This window comes from Burkholderia sp. WAC0059 (genome assembly GCF_002870125.1).
Classification (GTDB): Bacteria; Pseudomonadota; Gammaproteobacteria; order Burkholderiales; family Burkholderiaceae; genus Paraburkholderia.
Genome location: NZ_PNEO01000015.1, coordinates 75,195 through 97,722 on the forward strand (window position 1 = coordinate 75,195; position 22,528 = coordinate 97,722).

Sequence of the window (22,528 nt, forward strand, 5' to 3'; positions counted from 1 at the left end):
CATGATGGTTTTGTACTCCGGCACTACCTGCCCGTTCTCCCAGCGTTGCCGGCTGGTGTTGTTCGAAAAAGGCATGGACTTCGAAATTCGCGACGTCGACCTGTTCAACAAACCGGAAGACATCGCCGTGATGAATCCCTACGGCCAGGTGCCGATTCTGGTCGAACGCGATCTGATCCTCTACGAATCGAACATCATCAACGAGTACATCGACGAGCGCTTTCCGCATCCGCAACTGATGCCGGCCGATCCGGTGCAGCGCGCCCGCGCGCGCCTGTTCCTGCTCAACTTCGAGAAGGAGCTGTTCGTGCACGTCGGCACGCTCGAAAACGAAAAGGGCAAGGCCGCCGAGAAGAACCACGAAAAGGCGCGCCTTGCGATTCGCGATCGCCTCACGCAGCTCGCGCCGATCTTCCTGAAAAACAAGTACATGCTCGGCGAAGAGTTCTCGATGCTCGACGTCGCCATCGCGCCGCTTTTGTGGCGTCTGGATCATTACGGCATCGAGCTGTCGAAGAACGCCGCGCCGCTGATGAAATACGCGGAACGAATCTTCAGCCGGCCGGCCTATATCGAAGCGCTGACGCCTTCGGAAAAGGTCATGCGCCGTTAAATGCAACAAGCCTGCGGGCGTTGGGACGGCCCGCGACGTGTTTCGCGTCGCGGGCCGCTCCGGCAAAGGACCGTCGATGCAAGAGACTTCCACCAAGCCGTATCTGTTGCGCGCGCTCTACGAGTGGTGCACGGACAACGGCTACACGCCGCACATCGCCGTGCGGGTCGACAACCGCACGCGGGTGCCTCACCAGTTCGTGCGCAACGGCGAGATCGTGCTCAACATCAGCTTCGAGGCGACGAGCCAGCTCCAGATGGGCAACGAGCTGATCGAGTTTCACGCGCGCTTTTCCGGCAAGTCGCACAAGATCGAGGTGCCGATAGCGAACGTGCTGGCGATTTACGCGCGCGAGAACGGCCAGGGCATGGCATTCCCGGTCGAGGCCGAGGCGGGCGCGGGCGAAGAGACTGAGGCGCTTCCGCCGGAGCCGGACGAGCATGGGCGGCTGGACGACGGGACGGTCGCCGGCCCGGACGGCGCTTCCGACGCCGCCGGCGAGGCCGGCCCCGCTTCGGGAGACGACGGCGCGAAGGGCGGCCGCGGGCACCTCAAGATCGTGAAATGAAGTAGAACCGCGGGCGCGCCGGCTTGGCTCGTCCGGCGGTATCGCTGCATTAGCGGTGGCGGGAGCCTCCCGCGGTCGATGTGCTCATGGCACTCGCTGATCACGCAAACCGCGACGTAACGGACGTCGCGGTTAAATCTCCTTTTTTCAGTCGATGGTATGCCGGGCCGGGCAGCCACGAGTTCGGACTTCTCCTGCCCGGATCGGCCATCAAGCGAAACTATTCGAAGTGGCTATTCGCTTCTGACTGCTTCCGGCTTCGTCAAGTTGTGACGACAACCTTGCCGATCTGCTGGTTCGATTCCAGGTATCTATGTGCGTCGACAATCTGCTCCAGCGGGAACGTCCTGGCAATGACCGGCTTGAGACTGCCGTCGGCCAGCCCGCCGTTGATGAACGATGTGGCCTGTTCCAGGCGCTGCGGATCTTGAGTGATTTCCATCATCACGTAGCCGCGAATCGTCATCCACTTGCCCAGCACGTCGAACAACGGGAGCGGCGTGGCCTCCGTACTGAGTGCCCCGTACAGGAAGATCATGCCGCGCACCGCGGTCGCCTGGGTCAGCTTCGCCAACGTCGGGCCGCCGACGGGGTCGAACACGACGCGTGCCCCTTTTCCGGCCGTGATATCGAGGATTTCCTTCACGAGATCCTGTTCGTCGGAGGCAATGACGTGAGCCGCGCCCGCATCGAGCAACGCCTGGCGCTTTGAGCGTCCCCTTGTGAGCGCAATGGGAACGGCGCCGACCCGGTTCGCGATCTGGATGGCGGCAAGGCCGACACTGCTGGACGCCGCCGGGACGACAAGCGCATCGCCCCGGCCAAGCCTGGCGATGTCGATCAATGCGCCATAGGCGGTCACGTATTGCATCCACACCGCTGCCGCTTCCTCCCAGGTGAGCGAAACGGGATGGTGGACCACGGCATGGGCCGGGGCGTTGACCGTGTCCGCGTACATGCCGTAAGCGTTCAGGCTGAATGCCGGAACGACGCTGACGGCGTCGCCGACCGCGATGCCGGAGACATCCGGCCCGACTGCGGCTACGGTACCCGCCGCCTCGTACCCCAGACGCGCGGGGAGTTTGGGATCTTCGAGGTACTGTCCGCTGCGGAACATGGATTCGGCCCGGTTGAGCCCGACCGCCTTGACCGCGATCTGAACCTCGCCCTTGCCGGGCGGCGGGACTTCGATTTGCTCGACTTGCAGAACCTCGGGGCCACCGGTCTGATGAAAGCGAACGACTCGTGCCATGGAAAAGGCCTCGCTGAAGATGTCATGGGGACCGTCGATGGCGCCATTGTGCCGGAGTTGCCGGAAGCATGCAGGCGCGTTCTTCGGCAGGAAAGCCCGCTCAAAGTCCGGATTGTCGCCTCACCGTCGCTAAAGCGTCTCCGCTCGAGTCCCGGTGCCCGTTAAATCCTCGCTCGATCCTCGTGTTACCCGGGGCCTCTCGATGCGGCCTCGATCTCGCCTGGACCCGGATATGCGGGATCTTCCGCGAGGAATCTCTCGCTAATCTATGAGGTATAATTTTCTGCTTTGCCGGGTTAGCTCAGTTGGTAGAGCAACCGCCTTGAAGATATACGAGTGCCCTGTCGGAAACGATGGGAGTAGAACCCCTCAAATTCGGGGAAAGCTAAGGCCTTCATGGGCTATGCCAATCCCGAGCCAAGCTTGCCGAGGCAAGAAGGTGTAGAGACTAGACGGGGGGAGCCTAAGGCGTCGTTCGCTATGGCTAAGGGATAGTCCAGACCACAAACGTCAGGCGGCGAAAGTCGTAGTGGTAAGGTAAGCGGTAGGTCGTCTGTTCGAGTCAGACACTCGGCACCAGGCTATACAGCAATCGCAACGCCGTTGCCAAAGGTAAGCAACGCCACGGACGGGACGGCCAGACGGAGGCCGGAAACGCAACATCGTTCTGGTACATATTTGTCATCGTCAGGTGGCAGGTTCGAGTCCTGCAGCCGCCCGAAAACCCCGCTAGAGTCCCTGATTCTGCGGGGTTTTTTGTTGTCACACTCGCGAATCCCCCTCAATCCAGCACCTCAAAAAACGGCGCCATCCGGGCCCGCGAGCGCATGACGTGCTCTTCCATCGCCGTATAGGCGGCCTCGTGGTTGCCGTCCAGCATCGCGGACACGATCTCTGCGTGTTCCTTGATGGCCTCGGTCGTCACGTGCGAATGAAACCGCAGCCTGAATAGATGCGTATGGGCATGCAGGCGCGTGAGCGCCTCGGCCGCCAGATCGTTGCCGCTATGTTGTGCGATCCACAGATGGAAATCCGCGTCTTGAAGCGCGAACTTGCCGTACGCGAGTTTCTCGTCGTCGCTGGTCGGTCGCGCCATCGACGTCGCCAGCGTGGCGAGTTCGTCGCGCGCGGCGTCCGACAGGTTCTGCGTCGCGCGCGCCGCGAGATACGGCTCGAGCAATCGCCGCATGTCGTAGATCTGCTCGAACCGGCTTCGCGTCGGCATGGGCGCGGCGCTGTAGCCGACGTTGTGCGTCTTCACGACCAGCCCTTCCGTTTCCAGCCGGATCAGCGCCGCGCGGATCGGCGTTTGCGACACGTTTAGCTCTCTCACCAGCGCGTCCACCGGAATGCGGCTGCCCGGCGCGATCTTCACCGAAATGAGCCGCGCCAGCAGCGTCTCGTAGACACGGTCGCCGAGCGACGGGCGCGGCGTCAGGTCGGGCAGCGGCTCGGGCGCCTCGTTTGGCGTTGCGGCGGACGTGGGGCGGGTTCTCGCGTTCATGGACGGACAGGTTCCTCATAGCTTGACGCAATCATACCCGGTGCGTATGATCTCCGAAAATCGTATATCCGATCGGATTTAATAATGGAGACTCCGGAATACCGGATTGGATGGCGCGAAGCCATGGAGACGGCGACGCGCGTGCTCGAGCGTGCCGGCGCGCCGCCCGCGCACGCCCGCATTCAGGCGGATCTGCTCGTCGAGGCCGAAGCGCGCGGACGGTCGTCGCATGGACTGTTGCGCCTGCCGAGGGTGGTCGAGCGCATTCGCAACGGTGTGGCCGACCCGCGGACGCGCGGCGCGGCAACCTGGCGTGGCGACGCGCTTCTCTGCGTCGACGGCGAGCGCGGCCTTGGCCCCGTCGTCGCGTTCGCCGCGCTCGACCAGATTGCGGAACGCGCTCGCCGCACCGGCGTGGCGGCCGCGGCCATTCATCACAACAACCATCTGGGAATGCTCGCGCTGTACGCCGAGCGGATCGCGGAACAAGGCCAGGTGCTGCTCGCGATGACGACGAGCGAGGCGCTCGTGCACCCGTGGGGCGGCCGCCGGGCGATGCTCGGCACGAATCCGGTCGCGATCGGCGTGCCGGCATCGCCTGTGCCCTTCGTACTCGATATGGCAACGAGCCTCGTGTCGATGGGCCAGATTCACGATCACGCGCACCGGCAGCGTCCGCTGCCGCCGGGCTGGGCGCTCGATGAGCTCGGCGACCCGACGACCGACGCCGCGCGCGCGAAACACGGCGCGATCGCGCCGTTCGGCGGCGCGAAGGGCTATGCGCTCGGGCTTGCGTTCGAAGTGATGATCGCGAGCCTCACGGCATCGGCGCTCGGCACGCAGGTTCAGGGCACGCTCGATTCCACGCTGGCCTGCAACAAGGGCGACGTGTTCATCGTGATGGAGCCCGCGCCGGGCGGTGTCGGCGACGCAATCTCCGCCTATCTCGACGCGATCCGCTCGTGCGCGAGCGCCGACCCCGACGTTCCGGTCGCGGTGCCCGGCGACCGGGCGCTGCGCTGCCGCGCGCGCAGCATCGACGAAGGCATGTTGATTGCCGCCCAGGTGTGGGACCGGATTCGCTCGCTCGCCGGGCTATCTCACGATCAGGAAGGGATTTGACATGAGCGACTTCTTCGGCATCCTGCGCGCGCCGCGCGCCGTGCTGTTCGGCAACGGTCAGCGCCACGCGCTCGGGCAGGTGGCGGCGGCCATCGGTTCGCGGGCGCTCGTCTGCACCGACCCGCGCTTCGCGGCATCGCGGGACATGAACGACGCGCTAGGGCATCTGCGCGCGAGCGGTGTGACCGCGAAGGTGTTCGACGGGACGCAGGCGGAATTGCCCGCCGACAACGTTCACGCATGCGTCGCGTTCTGCGGCGACTTCAGGCCCGATCTCGTGATCGGCATCGGCGGCGGCAGTTGCATGGACCTCGCGAAGCTGACGGCGCTGCTGCTCGCGCACGGCGGCCCGCTCGACCGCTATTACGGCGAGTTCAAGGTGCCCGGGCCGGTCACGCCCGTCGTCGCCGTCACGACGACGGCCGGCACCGGATCGGAAGTGACGCCGGTCGCCGTGCTTGCCGACCAGGCACGCGACCTGAAGGTCGGGATTTCGAGCCCCTACCTGATTCCCCACACCGCCATCTGCGATGCCGAGCTGACGCTCACGTGCCCGCCCGGGCTCACCGCGCTGTCCGGCGCCGACGCACTGACGCACGCGGTCGAGGCGTTCACCGCTGTCCGCCATCCGGCGACGCCCGAGCTCGCGCAGCAGCGCGTATTCGTCGGCAAGAATCTGTTCAGCGACCAGCACGCGCTCGCGGCGATCCGCGCGATCGTCGGGCACCTGCCGCGCGCGGTCGAAAACGGCGCGGACCTGCACGCGCGCAGCATGCTGATGTACGGCGCGGTGTCGGCGGGCCTGGCGTTCGGCGTAGCAGGCACGGCGGCTGCGCATGCGATCCAGTACCCGGTCGGCGCGCTGACGCACACCGCGCACGGGCTCGGCGTGGCGACGCTGCTGCCCTACGTGATGGCCTACAACGCGAGCGCGTGCGGCGACGAACTCGCGCAGATCGCGCAGGCGATCGGTATCGACGCGACCACGCCCGAGGCGGCCGCGGCCGGCGCGATCGAGCGGATTCGCGGCCTGTGCGCGGCCATCGGCATTCCGCGCACGCTGGCCGATCTCGGGCTGGCCGCCGACCGGCTCGACTGGGTCGCGGAGCAGTCGATGCTGGCGTCGCGGCTCGTCAACAACAACCCCCGCAAGCTGAGCGTGGCGGCCATTCGCGAGATCGTCGACGGCGCGTATCGCGGCAGCCTGTCGTTCAGCGCAGCGTAACCGGATGTGAGGAAATCATGACTATCAACACGAACGAACTGCAGACCGATCTCTTCATCGGCGGCCAATGGCGGCCCTCGTCGACGCGCACGCGCATCGACGTGGCCGACCCGTCGACGGAAACGGTCATCGCGAGCGTCGCGGACGCGTCGCTGGAGGATGCGCGGGCCGCCGTCGATGCGGCGAGCGCCGCCGCGCCCGCGTGGGCCGCGACGCCGCCCCGCAGACGAAGCGAGATTCTGCTGCGCACGTTCGAGCTGATGACGCGTCACGCCGATTTCCTGGCCGAACTCATCTCGCTCGAAAACGGCAAGGCGCTTGCCGACGCGCGCGGCGAAGTCGCGTATGCGGCCGAGTTCTTCCGCTGGTTCGCCGAGGAGGCGGTGCGTCTGAACGGCGAGATCAGCATCGCGCCGAACGGCGCGGCGCGCACGATCGTGCAGTACCAGCCGATCGGCGTTTCGGTGCTCGTCACGCCCTGGAATTTTCCGGCGGCGATGGCGACGCGCAAGATCGCGCCGGCGCTCGCGGCCGGCTGCACGTGCATTCTGAAGCCGGCCACCGAAACGCCGCTTACCGCCTATGCCGTGGCGAAGCTGCTGGCCGAGGCGGGCGTGCCGGGCGGCGTCGTCAACGTGCTGACCACCTCGACGTCGGGCAAGCTCGTGAACGCGATGCTCGACGACCCGCGCGTGCGCAAGCTCTCGTTCACGGGCTCGACGGAAGTCGGGCGCGTCCTGCTGCGCAAGGCCGCCGACGCCATCGTGAACTGTTCGATGGAGCTGGGCGGCAATGCGCCTTTCGTCGTGTTCGACGATGCCGACCTCGACGCGGCCGTGGAAGGCGCGATGCTCGCCAAGATGCGCAACGGCGGCGAGGCCTGCACGGCCGCGAACCGTTTCTACGTGCAGCGCGGCATTCTGCCGGCGTTCAGCCGGCGGCTCGCGGACAGGATGCGCGAACTCGTCGTCGACGACGGAGCGAAGCCGCACACGCAATGCGGCCCGCTCGTCAATCGCGCGGCCGTGCAGAAGGTCGCGGCGCTCGTCGACGACGCGCGCGCCAAGGGGGCGGAACTGCTCGCCGGCGGCAGCACGCCCGCGCGACCGGGGCATTTCTATTTGCCGACCGTGCTCGCGAACGTCCCCGCGAACGCCGATCTGCTCAACGAGGAAATCTTCGGCCCGGTCGCGCCGATTGTCGCGTTCGACGACGAAGCGGGCGCGATCTCGCTCGCGAATGCCACCGAGTACGGGCTGGTCGCCTATGTCTACACGCGCGACCTCGCGCGCGGGCTGCGCGTGTCCGAGCGCATCGAGGCGGGCATGGTCGCGCTGAATCGGGGCATCGTGTCCGATCCGGCCGCGCCGTTCGGCGGCGTCAAGCAAAGCGGTCTCGGGCGCGAGGGCGGCCATCACGGCGTGCTCGAATTTTCGGAGGCGAAGTACATCTCGACCAACTGGTAGCGGGTAGTCCGCGTTCGGGCACGGGGCGCTGTCGTGGTATGAGCCCGGTGCCCAGGCGACGGACGGATTTCATCGGAGGAGGCACGGATCAATGAGTAAAAAATACGACATTGCAGTGATCGACGGGGATGGCATCGGTCCCGAAGTCTGCCAGGCGGCGGTCGCCGTGCTGAAGGAGGCGTGCGGCGACAGCCGTCTGAACCTGATCGCGCTCGACGGCGGCGCCGCGCATTATCAGAAGTCCGGCGAAGTGCTGCCCGAAGACACGTTCGACGCGTGCCGGCGCGCGGACGCGATGCTGCATGGCGCGGCGGGCCTGCCCGGCGTCACCTATCCGGACGGCACCGAAGTCGGCAACGATCTGCATCTGCGGCTGCGCTTCCGGCTGGACCTGTTCGCGAACATGCGGCCCGTGAAGCTGCATCCGGGCGTCGTCTCGCCGCTTGCCGGACGCAAGGGCGGCGAAATCGACTACGTGATCGTGCGCGAGAACACCGAGGGGCTGTACGCGAGTCGCGGTGGCGGCATCGTGTTGCGCGACAGCGTCGCGACGGACACGATCGTCATCACGCGAGAAGGGACCGCGCGCGTCGCGAAGTTCGCGCTCGAGCTCTCGCGCCGGCGCAACGGCGCACCGCGCGACGGTAAACGCCGCCTGACCGTTTGCGACAAGGCGAACATCCTGCGCAGCTATGCGTTCTTTCGCGCGGTCTGCACGGAGACGGCGAGCGCTTTTCCGGACGTCGAGCTCGACTTCTCCTATGCCGACGCGATGACGGTTCATCTCGTGAAGCGTCCCGATTTCTACGACGTGATCGTCGCCGAGAACATGTTCGGCGACGTCATCTCGGACCTCGGCGCCGCGACGATCGGCGGGATGGGGCTGTCGCCTTCGGCGGAGCTCGGCGATACGCACGGTCTCTTCCAGGGGGCGCACGGTTCGGCGCCGGACATCGCGGGACAAAACGCGGCGAGCCCGCTCGCGACCATTCTCTCCGCGGCCCTGATGCTCGACTGGCTCGGCGAGCGGCACGACGACGCGTCGTTGCGCGAGGCGGGCGGCCGTATCGACGCGGCGGTCAGCCGCGTGCTGGCCGAACGCGAAGTGGTGCCTCGCGATCTGGGCGGCAACGCGTCCTGTACGGCCGTGACCGAGGCCGTGCGCCGCGCGCTGGGCCGCTAGGGCGCTGAAGAGCCCGCCCGGGGGGCGGAAGCCGGCGCGCGCTGCGTCGTCCCGCACGCCGGTTGTCGCCGGCGCTCGCGGGCGAATCTGGGCGACTGCCGGTCCGGCGACCCCACGGCCGGCACGCCGGATCGCGGCGCATTCACGGACCGCGGAATGTGCCGCGATCCGGCGGCGCGGTCTGCCCGACATTCATACCAATACGACATCCGCTTTCGCGGCGACGCGCAAGGAACTGGAGGAGCACGATGAATTACGATGCCAACCTGCGGAGCGTTTCCGCCTTGCCGGCGCCGCCCGGCGCGCGGGAGACCTACTCGAAGGTCACCTGGCGCATCCTGCCGCTGCTGTTGCTGTGCTATTTCAGCGCGTATTTCGACCGCGTCAACGTCGGCTTCGCGAAGCTGCAGATGCTCGGCGACCTGCGGTTCAGCGAGACCGCCTACGGTTTCGGCGCGGGCGTGTTCTTTGTCGGCTACGCGCTCTTCCAGATGCCGAGCAACATCATCCTGTACCGCCTGGGCGCGCGCCTGTGGATCGGCTGCATTCTCGTCGTCTGGGGCTTCATTTCCGCGGGCATGGTTCTCGTGCACACCGAGCCGACGTTCTACGCGCTGCGATTTCTGCTCGGCGTCGCGGAGGCCGGCTTCTTTCCCGGCGTCATCCTCTACCTGACGTACTGGTATCCGTCCGTTCGCCGCGGCAGGATGACGACGATTTTCATGGCCGGCATCCCGGTTTCCGGGATCATCGGCGGGCCGCTGTCCGGCTGGATCCTGCAGAATCTCGCGGGCGTTCACGGGCTCGCGGGATGGCAGTGGATGTTCCTGCTCGAAGGGCTGCCGTCCATCGTGCTCGGCGTGATCGTGATTCTTTTCCTGCGCGACGGCATCCAGGACGCGCCGTGGCTCAGCGGCGACGAGAAGGCGCTGCTGCAGGCCGAGCTCGACGCCGATGCGCCGCCCGCGGCAACGGCGTCGCTCGGCAGCATGTTCGCGAACGCGCTCGTATGGCTGGCAGCGGCCGTGTATCTGACGCTCGTGATGGGCCTGTACGGCATCAGCTTCTGGCTGCCGACCCTCATCAGGGAGGCCGGTATTCGCAGTCCGCTCGACATCGGGCTGCTGAGCGTGATTCCTTACGCGGTGACGATCGTCGGCATGGTGCTGTTCGCGTACAGCGCGGACCGTCGGCGCGAGCGGCGCTGGCACGTCGCGATTCCGCTATTGCTCGGGGCCGGCGGTCTCGTCGTGAGCACGCTGTTCGGCCGCGATATACCGATTGCGCTGGCCGCGCTGTCCGTCGCGACGCTCGGCATCATCGCCGCGCAGCCGCTCTTCTGGAGCTTGCCGACGGCGTTTCTGGGCGGCGTCGCGGCCGCCGCGGGCATCGCGCTGATCAACGCCGTCGGCAACATCGCGGGATTCATCAGCCCCTATCTCGTCGGCTGGCTGACCGACCTCACGTCGAGCACCGACAGCGGCATGTTCGTGCTGGCCGGCGTTCTCGTCGTCGGCGCGGCGCTGACGCTCTGCTTTCCGCGCGAGCTCGTGAATAAATAACGGGTCGCCGACGCTCCGCCGCGCCCGCGCCCCTGCCAGGCCGTCCGGCGTCGGGAAGCGGACGACGAAACCGCGAGTTCGCCGCGAGCATCGGGCACACGCGCGTAGCGACGGCGGCAGCGAGCGCAGACCATTCCGTTCATCGACGGGCGGGCGGCGCGGGCAGCGGGCGCTGCGCTCCGGCGGTCGGCGGCAATCGGCGTCGGACGACCGTCAGCTCAGACAACCGGATGTCTTTTCAGCCAGCGCCAGAGCGTCGACCGGTCGACGCCCAGGATGGCGGCCGCCTCGGCATGCTTGCCCCGCGCTTCGGCGAGGGCGCGCCTGACGGCGTTGATCCGTTCCTGGGCGGCGAGGTCGGGGCGCCCGGGGGCGAGCGCGGCCGCCACCTGTCCGACGCCGATGCGCTGCGTCTTCGCCGTGATGACGATGCGCGCGACGAAGTGCTCGAGTTCGCGGACGTTGCCTCGCCACGGAGCGTCCTTCAGCCGGGACAACGCCTTGCGCTCGAAGACGACCGACTTGCCGTTTTCGGCTGAGTATCGAAGCAGGAACTGTTCGACGAAGCGCTCGATGTCGTCGGCTCGGTCGCGCAGCGGCGGCAGCGTCAACGACAGGACGTTCAGCCGGAAAAACAGGTCTTCGCGGAACGCTTTCTGTTCGACGAGCGCTTGCAGATCCTTGTTCGTGGCCGCGATGATCCGGACGTCCACGGGAATGTTCCTGTCGCTGCCGAGCCGTCTGACGGTGCGTTCCTGCAGGAAGCGCAGCAGCCGGCCCTGGTTCGCGTAGTCCATCTCGCCGATTTCGTCGAGGAACACCGTGCCGTTGTGGGCGACCTCGAAAAGCCCGGGCTTGCCTTCGCGGCTGGCGCCCGTGAACGCGCCGCCTACGTATCCGAACAGCTCGCTTTCGAGAATCTGCCCGGGCAGCGCCGCGCAATTGATGGCCACGAACGGGCCGTCCGAACGGGACGCGTGATTGTGGATGCTTTGCGCGAACACTTCCTTGCCGGTGCCGGTTTCTCCCTGGATCAGCACGCTGAACCGCGAGTCGGCGTAATCCTTCGCGGTTCCGATCGCCTCGCGAATCGCCGGGCTTTGGCCGACGATGTCCGCGAAGCGGAACTTCGCCACATGCCCGCGCGCGTGCACCTTCTGCCGGATCGCGGCTTCCATCTTTTCGATGCGGCGCGCCTCCTGGAACGTCGCGACGGCCCCGAGCACGCGCCGGTCGACCACGATCGGCGCCTTGTTGCAGACCAGTTGCGCGTCCGGCAGCACGACGAGCTGATCCACGCGTTGCGGGCCGTTCGTCAGGGCTGCCTCGAGTTCGAGTTCGGGCCAGAGGTCGGCTATTCTCGCGCCCAGCGCACGCGAACGCGGAATTTTCGTCAGTTTTTCGGCGGTGGGATTGAACGTCTGCACGATGCCGGCGGCGTCGATGGTCAGGATTCCCTCATAGGCCTGTTCGAGCAGCGTCGTGATGACGGTATTTCGCTCCGTCGCGGCGTCGATCGCGGTCTTGATCTGGAGCGCCTGCCGGGCGGCGAGCAGAACGGCATCCTTGCCCATCGGAATGACGCTTGCCCGGAAATGCCGGGCCGTCGCGCAGCGGACCGTCACGCCGCCGCCTATGACGCTGTCGCAGCCGGCGAGGCGGGCCGAATCCATGGCGCTTTCCACGTCGGCCACCGTCGTGATGAGGTATTTCCGGAACGAGACGTCCAGTATCTGTCCGAGCCAGTCGAGGTCGTAGGCCATGTCGGGAAAGCACACGACGGCGATTTTCGCGCCGTACGGCTTGACCGCGGTGACGGCCTGCACGAGGTCCGAGAGCGTGATCGGCACTTCGACGACCGGCACGAGCTGGCGAAGATCCTTGAGGGCCCGCGCGGTTTCCGCCCGGGCGATGATGACCTGGGCGCCGTCGGCGACCAGTTCCTGGGCCAGGCGATGCGCGTCCGTGATGATGCCCACGCGGACCGTGACGTCTTCGTGATCGACGAGCGTTTGCCGCACGAACGATCGCATCTCGTCGGTCGGGACGATGAACCCTATCGTGCCTTTCATGCCTTGTCTCCGGATTCCGGTGCCCGTGTTTCGTCCGGCGACGGATGGTCAGGGCAACGGAGTTTCTGTTTATTGTGTCCGTGCGACGTCGCGTGGCTCGTGCACCGAGTCCGGCGTCGCAACGATTTGCAACATCATACAACGATGTGCAACGTCTGCCGCCGCCTCGATGCAACGGATGCCTGCGGGAGCGCGGCCGCACGGGCGTCCGCGTGCTGGCATAGCCCTTGCGATAAAGGAGGCCAGCGGCCCGGGAAAAAGCGGCCGCGGAGAAACTGGAGAGGACTCTTGAAACACTATTTTTTCAACGACACGGTCGTCGTCGGCGCCGACGTGCTGCGCAACTGGGTGGGCGACATCTTTCAGGCGGCGGGCGTCGCGCGCGGCGACGCGGCACTGATCGCCGATACGCTCGTCGTCGCCGACGCGCGGGGCGTCTATTCGCACGGCTGCCTTCGGGTGCCGCTCTACCTGAAGCGGATCGAAAAGCACAGCGTCGACCCGGTCGCGCAACCGTCGATCGTGACCGGGAAAGGCGCGCTGGCGCTCGTGGACGGTCACAACGGCTCCGGGCAGGTCGTCTCGCGCTACGCGATGGACAAGGCGATCGAACTGGCCGACAGCCACGGCATTTCGTTCGTCACCGCCCGCAACAGCAATCACAACGGCGCGCTCGCGTATTACTCGATGATGGCGCTGCAAAAGGACATGATCGGCCTGTGCACGTCGATCGGCGGCGGCAACCTCATGGCGCCGTACGGCGGCGCGCAACGGCGGATCGGCAACAATCCGTTCAGCGTGGCATTGCCCGCGCTGAAGCGCGACGCGGTCGTGCTCGACATGGCCCAGAGCGTCGTCGCGAAGGGCAAGATCGTGATGGCGGCGAAGACCCATTCGAAGATTCCGCAGGAATGGGCGCTCGATTCGACCGGCACGCCGACGACCGACCCGGCCGCCGCCACGCTCGGCTTCCTGAGGACCATGGGCGACTACAAGGGCTCGGCCCTGTCCATCGTCATCGGCATGATCTCGTCGATGGTGGCCGGCGCCGCCATCGGCCCGACGCTCAAGGACGTGTACGAGGACTTCGAGCCGTTGAACATCGGCCACTCGTTCTTTGCCATCCGCCTCGATTACCTGATCGACGCGACCCGGTTCAAATCGGACATGGACGTGCAGATCGATTACATCAAGCAGGCGAAAAAGGCCGCGGGCGTCGACGAGATATTCGTTCCCGGCGAGATCGAGGCAAGAAATTACCGCCGCCAGATGGCGCAGGGCATCGCTCTGCCCGCCGAAGTCGTGAACGAACTCGTGAAGGCCAGCGAGAACCTGGGCGTCGATATTCCGCTTCCGCGCGACGGCACGCTGCCGGCGCTGGCCGACGCGTGAGACGCGCGGGCGAGCCGCGGGTCGCGACGGCGCAATAGCCGCGCGACGCCGGCGCGATCACACAAGACCGAATGACTAATAGAGAGATGGGAGGAGATATGGAGACGGGAACACGCTCGTCCATGGATGTCGTCGCCGCGAGAAAACGGCGTCCGCTTTACCGCAGTCTGGGTTTCCAGCTATTTGCGGCGATCTTGATCGGCGCGTTGCTCGGGCATCTGCAGCCGGCATGGGGCGAGGCCATGCGGCCGCTCGGCTTCGGCTTCATCAAGCTCGTCAAGATGCTGATCGCGCCGATCGTCTTCTGCCTTGTCGTGCACGGCATCGCGAGCATCGGCAGCATCCGCCAGGTCGGCCGCGTGGGCGTCAAGGCGCTCGTCTACTTCGAGGTTCTCACGACGATAGCGCTCGTCCTCGGCATGGTCGGGATGGCCGTTTTCCGGCCCGGCGTCGGCATGAACGTCGACGTTTCGACCATCGATACGGCGTCGTTGAAGTCGATCTCGGGCAGCGTCAGTCACGCCGGCGGCGCGGCCGACTACTTTCTGCACATCATCCCGGATACGTTCGTGGGCGCGTTCGCCGAGGGGCAGGTCCTGCAGGTCCTCTTTCTCGCGCTGCTTTTCGCGTTCGCGCTTCACGCGCTCGGCGAGAAGGGCAAGCCGCTGCTGCACGTCATCGATCTGGCCGCGCAGTGCTTTTTCGGCGCCATCAACTACGTGATGAAAGTCGCGCCCATCGGCGCCTTCGGCGCCATGGCCTTCACGGTGGGCCGGTACGGCGCGGCCTCGCTGGGCTCGCTCGCCTGGCTCGTCGCCGTTTATTACATCATCGCGATCTTTTTCCTGGTCGTCTGCCTCGGCGGCGTGGCGTGGCTTGCCGGCTTCAACCTCTTCAAGCTCGTCCGCTTCCTCAAGGACGAAATCCTGGTCATCGTCGGCACGTCGTCGTCGGAGGCGGCCCTGCCGGGGCTGATGGCCAAGCTCGAAAAGCTCGGTGTTCCCGAGAGCGTGGTCGGGCTCGTGGTGCCGACGGGCTATACCTTCAACCAGGACGGCACCTGCCTCAACCTGACCGTCCTCGCCATCTTCGTCGCGCAGGCCACGAACACGCACCTGTCGCTGGGCGGACAACTGGCGTTGCTGGCCGTATTGCTGCTGACCTCGAAGGGGACGGCGGCCGTGACGGGCGGCTCGCTCGTGGTCCTGACGGCCACGCTGGCGAGCACGAACTACATACCGGTTGCCGGCGTCGCGACGATTCTCGGCATCTACCAGTTCGTCTCGGTGGGCGGCGCGGTGGTCAACGCCGTGGGTAACGGCGTGGCGGCGGTGGTCGTCGCGCGCTGGGAGCACGTGCTCGACATGAACCAGTTCAGAAAGAAACTCGATGGGGCGGCGAGGATCAAGGAGGCGCCGGCGCCGAGTTTGAAGGAGGTTTGAACGCGCGGGCGCCATGCGGCGGCTCGGGCGATCCTTTTACCTGCTTCATTCGGCGGCGAGCGGAGTGGGGTTCGTGGGCCCTGCCCGGCATGCCGGGCCCGCGCCGGACGTTACTTCCAGTACGCCAGCACCGTCAGCGCCACCAGCACGGTGCAGGCCCCGCCGATGCGCGTGGCGATCTGCGCGAAGGGCATCAATTCCATGCGGTTCGCCGCGGTCAGGATGGCCACGTCGCCGGTTCCGCCGAGCCCGCTGTGGGTCGCGTTGACGATGGCGGTTTCGACCGGGTACATCCCCACGAGCCGGCCCACGAAGAAGCCCGTGGCGGTCATGGCCAGCACGGTCGAGACGACGGTGACGATGTTGACCCAATGGAAGGCCGCCACGATTTGGCCCCACGGGGTCATCGCCACGCTGATGGCGAACATCAGCGGATAGGTCACGGCCGTCGAGAAAAAGCCGTACATGAAGCGCGCGCCGCCTCGCACGCGCGGCGACACGAGGTGGAACAACTGCGCGGCGACGACCAGCACGAGCATCACGACGGGCGCGGGCCAGCCGAATAGCTGCTGGCTCAGCACGCCCAGCAGATAGAGCGCGATCGCCGTAGCGCCGGCGGCCGCGACCGAGCCGACGTCCGGTTCGGGCGACGGAGCCTCTCCGGCCACGACGGCCTCGTCGTTGTCCGCGGTTCGCGTCAGGCGGCCGTGGCCCGTCCACGCAGGACGACGCGTTCCCAGATAGCTCAGCAGGCCGGCGCAGCAGATGGCCGCGATGTTCCCGAGCATCACCGCGGAGAGCAGTTGCGCGAAGATCGGCCCCTGCGCGGCGCCGAGAATCTGCGCGTAGCCCGCCGACAACGGCAGCGCGCCTTCTCCGACGCCGCCGGCCATGATCGGCACGACGACCATGAAGAGCGCGTGCCGGGCGTCGAGCCCCAGCGCCATGCCGACCGTCGTCCCGACGATCGCCGCCGCGACGGAACCGCTCGCGAGCGGAATGAAGATGCGCACGAATCCCTTGACCAGCGTCTGGCGGTCCATGCTGAGCACGCTGCCGACGATGATGGCGGCGATGAACAGGTAAAGGAAATTCGACGTGTTCGTGTAAAGCGTCACCGCCTTGACGATGGGCGCGGGCATCCACCCGTAGTAGATCAGCATCGACGGCAGGAAGGCGGCGAATATCGAGGTCGCGCCGATGTGGCGAATCCACGGAATGCGCCGGGCGAGTTCGGCGCAGGTAAAGCCGCCCACGGCGACGAGCGCGATGCCCGTCGGAAGGTCCGCCGCGAGCTTGCCTCGTGCCGCCATCGCGGCGAGCACCCCCACCAGCAGCACGTAGACCGGCAGCGGCAGCGCGCCGATGCGTATGTCGAAGATGCGCCACCAGCGCTCGCGGAGCGCGCGGGACGTCTGCGCGGCCGGGTCCGGCCGCGTGTGCAATGCGGCTTGCGCCGGCGAATTCAGGGGATTGTCTCTGTTCATTGTTTTGACTGACTTTGGGCTGACTTTTGACTGACCGGGTCTTCAGACGAGAAACAGCAAGGCCGCGCCGTAGACGAGCGCGCCCACGACGAAAGTTGTCATGGTGAAGCCGAGCACGCGCTGCACGCCGATGCCCGCCATCGCGACGACGGGCGCGGCCCAGAACGGCTGCATCATGTTCGACACCTGCTCGCCCATCGCGACGGCCATCGTCGTGGCCGGCACCGAGGCCTGCAGCGCGACCGCCGCGGGCACGACGAACGGGCCCTGCACGGCCCAGTGGCCGCCGCCGCTCGGAATGAAGAACGTCACGACGAGCGAGCAGACGTAACTCCAGAACGGCAGCGTGTGCGCATTGGAAATGGCGATGAAGAAGTGGGCGATGACGCGGGGCAGGCCCACGGCGTCCATCATGCCCATGATCCCGCCGTACAGCGGATACTGCAGCAGCATCGAGCCCGTTTGTCTCGAGGCGTTCTTCACGGCGTCGGCATAGGCGAGCGGGTAGCCGTGCAGGACGAGGCCCGCGACGAACATCACGAAGATCACGGCATCGACGCCCGAAAATTCGACGTGCTGCCGCTTCGCGAGGATCAGGAACGCAACGCCGGCGGCGCCGATGAAGGCCGTGCCCAGCCACGAATGCTCGATCCAGCGCGCGAAGCCCGGCTTGCCCGTCGGCTTGTCGCGGGGCGGCGCATCGGGGTGCTTCTGCGTGTCGAGGACGACGGCATCCTCGTCGCGCGGCTTGAGCCAGGCGAGGACGAACGGCATGACGAGCAGCATCGCGAGCGTCGGCACCAGGTTGAAACGGGTGAACACGGTCGCGCTGAGCGGCAGCACCTGGCCCGTGATCTTCTGCACCACGTTCATGGCGCTGCCGGGCGTTGCCTGGGCGAGCGCGATCGAACCGGAGATGCCGCCCGCCCACACGACCCATCCCGAGAAGCCGGCGGCGACGATCCACGCGAAATCGACGCGCATGTGCTTCGCGACCTCGCGCGCGAGCAGCGCGCTGACGACGAGCCCCAGCCCCCAGTTGCAGAACGAGGCCACGGCGACCAGCACGAACGTCAGCGTGGCGGCCTGCACCGGCGTGCGGGCGATCGACACCAGCGCCTTGAACGCGCGCTGCACGACGGGCGCGTGCGCGAACGCATGGCCCGTCACGAGCACGAGCGTGATCTGGACGGCGAACGTGAGAATGTCGAAGAAGCCCTTGTACCAGCCGCCGACCAGTCCGCCGAGCGTGGCGTGCGGCGCGAACATCGCCGACAGCGCCGCGACGACCGCCGTAATCAGTATCGCCAGAACGAACGGGTCGGGAATGGTCCGCTCGAAGAGGCTGATTGTCGCCTCCGTGAAACGTGTCCGGCGCCCGGAAGCGGACGCGACCGTGGATTTCATGACCTGTCTCCGATTGAGTTTTTCCACGCGTCCTGTGCGCGTCGGGGCCCTGCGTCGAGCCGGTGCGATGGCGTTTCCGGCCTAGCCGTCGAATCCGTACAGCCTTGCCGCGTTTTCGACCAGGATGCGACGGCGCACGGCCGCGTCCTGCGTCCATTCGTCGAGCAGATCCATCAGCATCGGGTCCTCGGGCTTGTGCGTCTCGGTCACGTGCGGCCAGTCGCTGCCCCACACCAGCCGGTCGGGCACCGCCGCAACCCAGGCGCGGGCGGTCGGCGCAACGTCGGCATAGCGCGCGCCGGGCCCCTGCGCCGAATCGAGGTACGGGCCCGACAGCTTGATCCATGCGCGCCCGCTTTCGGCGAGCCGGCGCACCGTCGCGAACGCCGCGTGCGTCGCGCCGTCGGGGAGCGGAAGGCGCGCGCGGTGATCGAAGACGATGGTCGACGGCAGGCGTTCGAGCAGGGCCGCATGCTCGACGATCTGCGCGGCGGTCCAGTGCAACTGGACGTGCCAGCCGAGTTCGGCCACGCGCCGCGCAAGCGGTTCGACCATGTCGAAGCCGACGACGGCGTTCTTCGGCGTATAGAGCGTGAAGCGGATGCCGCGAATGCCGCCCTCGTGCAGCGTCGCGAGTTCGGCATCGGTGACGTCGGGGCGCACGACGGCGATGCCGCGCGCGTTCGCGATGCCGAACCGGCGAATGGCATCGAGCGTCACCGCGTTGTCCGTGCCGTGGACGCGGGGCGTGACGACGACCGCGCGCTGCGTGCCGATACTTGCCTGCACGCGGCGGTACGCGGCGACGTCCGCGTCTTCCACGAAACCGTCGCGCGGCATGAAATCCCGGCTAAAAATATGGATGTGCGAGTCGCATGCCCCGGCCGGGACAGCGTCTCCTGCGTGTCGTTGCGTGCCCATGCGTGTCTCCTTCCGCGCTGGCGCCGGCCGCTACAGCACGGCCCGCTTCTCGCGAAGATGTCTGATTTCCTCGTCGGACCATCCGGCCTCGCGCAGCACCGCGTCGGAGTGCTCGCCGAACGTCGGTGCCGCGGACGGATCCGGCAGCGGCGTCGAGCCGAACCGGACCGGATGCCGGAAGCCGCGATACCGGCCGACGCCCGGGTACTCGAAATCCGACACCATGCCCTCGGCCTGTACCTGCGGATCGTCGAACATGTCTTCGATGCCGCGCGCGGCCGCGCAGGGCACGGCATCGCCGAACAGCGCCTCCCATTCGAGCGCCGTGCGCGCCTGCAATGCAGCGTGCAATTGCGGCACGATCTCGTCGCGGCGCGCGGCGCGCTTGCGCACGCTGTCGTAGCGGTCGTCGTTCGCGAGCGCGTGCAGGCCGGTTTTCTCGCATAGCGCCTGCCAGAAATGCGGCGTGTTCGCGGAAATGTACAGATAGCCTTCGCGGGTCGGATGGATGCCGGTGATGCCGCCCGAACGCATGTCGCGCCCGATCTCTCTCGGCTCGCCGTCGGCCCAGATCATGCGGGCCGACTGCATCGTCAGCGCGCTGCGCAGCAGCGACACGCCGACGTACTGTCCGACGCCGCTGCGCTCGCGCTCGAACAGGGCCGACGACACGCCCGCCGCGACCAGCGCGGCCGCATAGTAGTCGACCACCGAGCCGTAGAGAATTTCGGGCGGGCCGTCCGGCGGCCCCTGCGTCTTGCACATGCCGGTCATGGTCTGGAGAACCTGGTCGTAGCCGGCCTTGTCCCGGTACGGCCCGGTTTCGCCGTATCCCGTCACGGCGCAATAGATGAGCCGCGGATTCACTTCGCGCAGTTGCTCGTAGGCGATGCCCAGCCGCGCCGGTACGCTCGGCCGGAAGTTGTGCACGAGGACGTCGGCGGTCTTGACGAGCCGCATCAGGACGTCGAGCGCCTCGGGCTGCTTCAGGTCCAGCGCGAGGCCGCGCTTGCCGCGATTCACGCCGAGAAACGCGCGGCTCTCGGCTTCGAGCGTCGAAGGATATTTGCGCAGGTTGTCGCCCGACGGCGGTTCGATCTTGATGACCTCGGCGCCCTGGTCCGCCAGCAGCGTGCAGCCGTAAGGTCCGGCGATATAGGCGCTCAGGTCGAGCACCCGCAGGTCCGCGAGCGGTCCCTGCCGGACCGCCCGCGACGAAGGGGAAGAAGATTCCATCATGGTCTCCGGCTGTATTCGATGTGCGCGTGCCGATCGCGTGTTTCAGCCTGCGGAGGCCGTGTCGTCGAGCGCTGCGCGCTGTTCGCCGGTCAGCAGGTCGAGGCGCGTCGCCTCGCGCACGAGCACGCGGGCGCGTTCGACGAAGGGCGGATCGATCATCCTGCCGTCGACGACATAAGCGCCGAGCCCCTTGCGCTCCGCGTCGCGGGCCGCTTCGACGACGCGGACCGCATGGGCGATGTCCGCGTCGGAAGGGCGGAACACGTCGTTGGCCAGTGCGACCTGGCTCGGATGGATGCAGCTCTTGCCGAGAAAGCCCAATGCGTGGGCAAGCTGCGCTTCGGCCCGGAAGCCGGCTTCGTCCTTGATGTTGGCGAACGCCGCGTCGTAGGCGAAGACGCCGGCTTCGCCGGCCGCGATGCGCAGCGCGAACATCGCCTGCTGGACCGCCGCCGGCTCGCGACGCGCGATGCCGAGCGGCTCGAACAGATCGCCGAGCCCGAGTTGCAGCCCGGCGACGCGCGGATGCGCGGCGGCGAGTTCCGCCGCATGCCGCAAGGCGCCCGGCGACTCGATATTGAGCAGCAGCTTCACGGGTACGGCTACGCCGTTTGCCCGCTCGGCCTTCTCTATGGCGGTCGCGGCGGCGCGCACGTCATCCGCGCTTGCGGGCTTCGGGAGATTGATGAAGTCGAGTCCGGGTTGCACGACGGCGTCGACGTCGTCCGCGAAAAAGGGCGTTTCGAGCGCGTTCACGCGCACGATGATCACCTTCCCGCGACTCCGGATGGTCTCGTCGCGCAGCAGGTCGCGCAGCGCCGCACGGGCCTCGGGCTTGCGCTCGGGCGCAACGGCGTCTTCGAGATCGAACGAGAGGGCGTCGGCGGCGCTGGCCAGCGCCTTGGCGAACAGCTCCGGGCGCGATGCCGGCACGAACAGCTTGCTTCTCATGTCTCCATTTCCGTGTCGTATTTGTCGATGACCAGTCTACGCAGAGATAGGTTTTAGATAAACTATCTATAACTATATTTAGAGAGTAGTAAATCTATCGTTATGGACATCGCATTCCTGGGCAATCTGCTGCTGGTCGTCGATACCGGCTCGATGGCCGAGGCCGCGCGGCGCGTCGGCGTGACTCCGGCGGCGATCGCGCAGCAGGTGCAGGCGCTCGAGCGCGAATTGGGGGTTTCCCTGCTCGTCCGGGCCGGACGCACCGTGATTCCGACGGAAGCCGGGCATCGCGTGATTGCCCGCGCGCGAAGCCTCGTGCGCGAATTCACCGACCTGAAGGCATTCGCGCTTGAGGAAGAAGTGGCGGGCGAGCTGCATATCGGCACCATCACGACGGCCCTGCTCAGTCTGCTGCCCGACGTGATGGCGGCATTCTCGCGCGCCTTTCCGCAGGCCAAGGTGCTGATACGCGCGGGCACGTCGATGGAGCTGTACGAGAGTCTGCAGCGCGGGGAACTGGACCTGGCCGTCTGCCTGCATCCCGCGTTCGCGTTGTCCAAGGCGTACGACTGGCACCTGCTCCGGGAAGAGCCGATCGTCGTGCTCGCGCCGGCGCGGCTGGCGGGCGAGGACCCGCACGAACTGCTGCGTCGCGAACCGTTCATCCGCTACGACCGCTCGCTCGGCGGCGGGAAGCAGGCGGACCGGTACCTGCGGGCCGAGCGCATCGTTCCGCACGAACTGTTCGAGCTGAACTCGCTGATGGCCATTGCGATGATGGTCGACCGGGGGCTGGGCGTGTCGCTGGTTCCGAACATCGTCTCGCCGTTGACGGAGCGGCTCGAGGTGGCGAAGCTCGCGCTGCCGAGGCCGACCGAGCCGCGACGCTTCGGCCTGCTCTGGCACAAGACGTCGCCGCGCGGGCGCTTGATCCGGGGATTTCAGCAATGCGCCGATCTCGTGCTCGGCAATGCGAATGTCGAGGTCGACGGGAGAAAGAGCGGGAGGCGATCGAAAGGACGCCGGTAGGCCGGCGGTGCGGCGCGAGCGGATTTCGGAGAGGCCGGGCGCCGCCAGGCGAAGTCATCGTTGCAATGGACTTTAGCGAGGCCGGGTCGTTTC

The 22,528-nt window shown here is 66.9% G+C and carries 18 protein-coding genes; 10 read left to right on the forward strand and 8 right to left on the reverse strand.

Features of this window, described 5'->3' with window-relative positions:
• Position 1: 1 nt before the first annotated feature.
• Complete coding sequence (locus CY652_RS16250; RefSeq protein ID WP_006052302.1) at positions 2-613, forward strand: glutathione S-transferase N-terminal domain-containing protein; 612 nt, start codon at positions 2-4, stop codon at positions 611-613.
• A gap of 76 nt (positions 614-689) precedes the next feature.
• Entirely contained in the window at positions 690-1,181 is a 492-nt protein-coding gene (locus CY652_RS16255; RefSeq protein ID WP_102131737.1) for a ClpXP protease specificity-enhancing factor, read from the forward strand.
• Between the two features lie 262 nt (positions 1,182-1,443).
• On the opposite strand, the gene CY652_RS16265 is transcribed toward CY652_RS16255, so the two are convergent.
• Both CY652_RS16265 and CY652_RS16270 read right to left on the reverse strand, forming a co-directional pair.
• Positions 1,444-2,433 carry a zinc-dependent alcohol dehydrogenase family protein gene (locus CY652_RS16265; RefSeq protein ID WP_102131738.1) on the reverse strand — a complete coding sequence of 330 codons (990 nt, stop codon included), beginning with the start codon at positions 2,431-2,433 and terminating at the stop codon, positions 1,444-1,446.
• 781 nt (positions 2,434-3,214) lie between these two features.
• Positions 3,215-3,937: a GntR family transcriptional regulator gene (locus CY652_RS16270; RefSeq protein WP_102131739.1), complete on the reverse strand. Its 723-nt coding sequence runs from the start codon at positions 3,935-3,937 to the stop codon at positions 3,215-3,217.
• Positions 3,938-4,021: 84 nt separating this feature from the next.
• On the opposite strand from CY652_RS16270, the gene CY652_RS16275 reads away from it, so the two are divergent.
• From CY652_RS16275 to CY652_RS16295, 5 genes are all read left to right on the forward strand, one after another.
• Positions 4,022-5,059, forward strand: a complete 1,038-nt coding sequence (locus tag CY652_RS16275) for an Ldh family oxidoreductase (RefSeq protein WP_102131740.1) — start codon at positions 4,022-4,024, stop codon at positions 5,057-5,059.
• Position 5,060: 1 nt separating this feature from the next.
• Complete coding sequence (locus tag CY652_RS16280; protein WP_102131741.1) at positions 5,061-6,284, forward strand: iron-containing alcohol dehydrogenase; 1,224 nt, start codon at positions 5,061-5,063, stop codon at positions 6,282-6,284.
• 17 nt (positions 6,285-6,301) lie between these two features.
• Positions 6,302-7,750, forward strand: a complete 1,449-nt coding sequence (locus tag CY652_RS16285; RefSeq protein ID WP_102131742.1) for an NAD-dependent succinate-semialdehyde dehydrogenase — start codon at positions 6,302-6,304, stop codon at positions 7,748-7,750.
• A 91-nt stretch (positions 7,751-7,841) separates the two neighbouring features.
• Entirely contained in the window at positions 7,842-8,933 is a 1,092-nt protein-coding gene (locus tag CY652_RS16290) for an isocitrate/isopropylmalate dehydrogenase family protein (RefSeq protein WP_102131743.1), read from the forward strand.
• A 248-nt stretch (positions 8,934-9,181) separates the two neighbouring features.
• The gene (locus CY652_RS16295; protein WP_102131744.1) at positions 9,182-10,495 is read left to right on the forward strand and encodes an MFS transporter; all 1,314 of its coding nucleotides are present in this window, start codon (positions 9,182-9,184) and stop codon (positions 10,493-10,495) included.
• 218 nt (positions 10,496-10,713) lie between these two features.
• Here CY652_RS16295 and CY652_RS16300 read toward each other — a convergent pair whose 3' ends face one another.
• On the reverse strand, positions 10,714-12,567 hold the full coding sequence (locus CY652_RS16300; protein WP_102131745.1) for a sigma 54-interacting transcriptional regulator: 1,854 nt from the start codon (positions 12,565-12,567) through the stop codon (positions 10,714-10,716).
• Between the two features lie 288 nt (positions 12,568-12,855).
• Between CY652_RS16300 and CY652_RS16305 the strand changes: the two genes are divergently transcribed.
• Positions 12,856-13,959, forward strand: coding sequence for an Ldh family oxidoreductase (locus CY652_RS16305; protein ID WP_180970643.1), 1,104 nt, complete (start codon positions 12,856-12,858; stop codon positions 13,957-13,959).
• 122 nt (positions 13,960-14,081) lie between these two features.
• Positions 14,082-15,401: a C4-dicarboxylate transporter DctA gene (gene dctA, locus CY652_RS16310; protein ID WP_258002337.1), complete on the forward strand. Its 1,320-nt coding sequence runs from the start codon at positions 14,082-14,084 to the stop codon at positions 15,399-15,401.
• Between the two features lie 110 nt (positions 15,402-15,511).
• Here dctA and CY652_RS16315 read toward each other — a convergent pair whose 3' ends face one another.
• From CY652_RS16315 to CY652_RS16335, 5 genes are all read right to left on the reverse strand, one after another.
• Complete coding sequence (locus CY652_RS16315) at positions 15,512-16,888, reverse strand: 2-hydroxycarboxylate transporter family protein (RefSeq protein ID WP_102131747.1); 1,377 nt, start codon at positions 16,886-16,888, stop codon at positions 15,512-15,514.
• A 42-nt stretch (positions 16,889-16,930) separates the two neighbouring features.
• Positions 16,931-18,295 (reverse strand): short-chain fatty acid transporter, encoded by a 1,365-nt coding sequence (locus CY652_RS16320; protein WP_102131748.1) that lies wholly within the window; start codon positions 18,293-18,295, stop codon positions 16,931-16,933.
• A gap of 81 nt (positions 18,296-18,376) precedes the next feature.
• Positions 18,377-19,216, reverse strand: coding sequence for an amidohydrolase family protein (locus CY652_RS16325; protein ID WP_102131749.1), 840 nt, complete (start codon positions 19,214-19,216; stop codon positions 18,377-18,379).
• Between the two features lie 30 nt (positions 19,217-19,246).
• Complete coding sequence (locus tag CY652_RS16330) at positions 19,247-20,452, reverse strand: CaiB/BaiF CoA transferase family protein (RefSeq protein WP_102131750.1); 1,206 nt, start codon at positions 20,450-20,452, stop codon at positions 19,247-19,249.
• A 45-nt stretch (positions 20,453-20,497) separates the two neighbouring features.
• Positions 20,498-21,406 (reverse strand): HpcH/HpaI aldolase/citrate lyase family protein, encoded by a 909-nt coding sequence (locus CY652_RS16335; protein WP_102131751.1) that lies wholly within the window; start codon positions 21,404-21,406, stop codon positions 20,498-20,500.
• A 102-nt stretch (positions 21,407-21,508) separates the two neighbouring features.
• On the opposite strand from CY652_RS16335, the gene CY652_RS16340 reads away from it, so the two are divergent.
• Entirely contained in the window at positions 21,509-22,435 is a 927-nt protein-coding gene (locus tag CY652_RS16340) for a LysR substrate-binding domain-containing protein (protein WP_102131752.1), read from the forward strand.
• Positions 22,436-22,528: the final 93 nt, after the last annotated feature.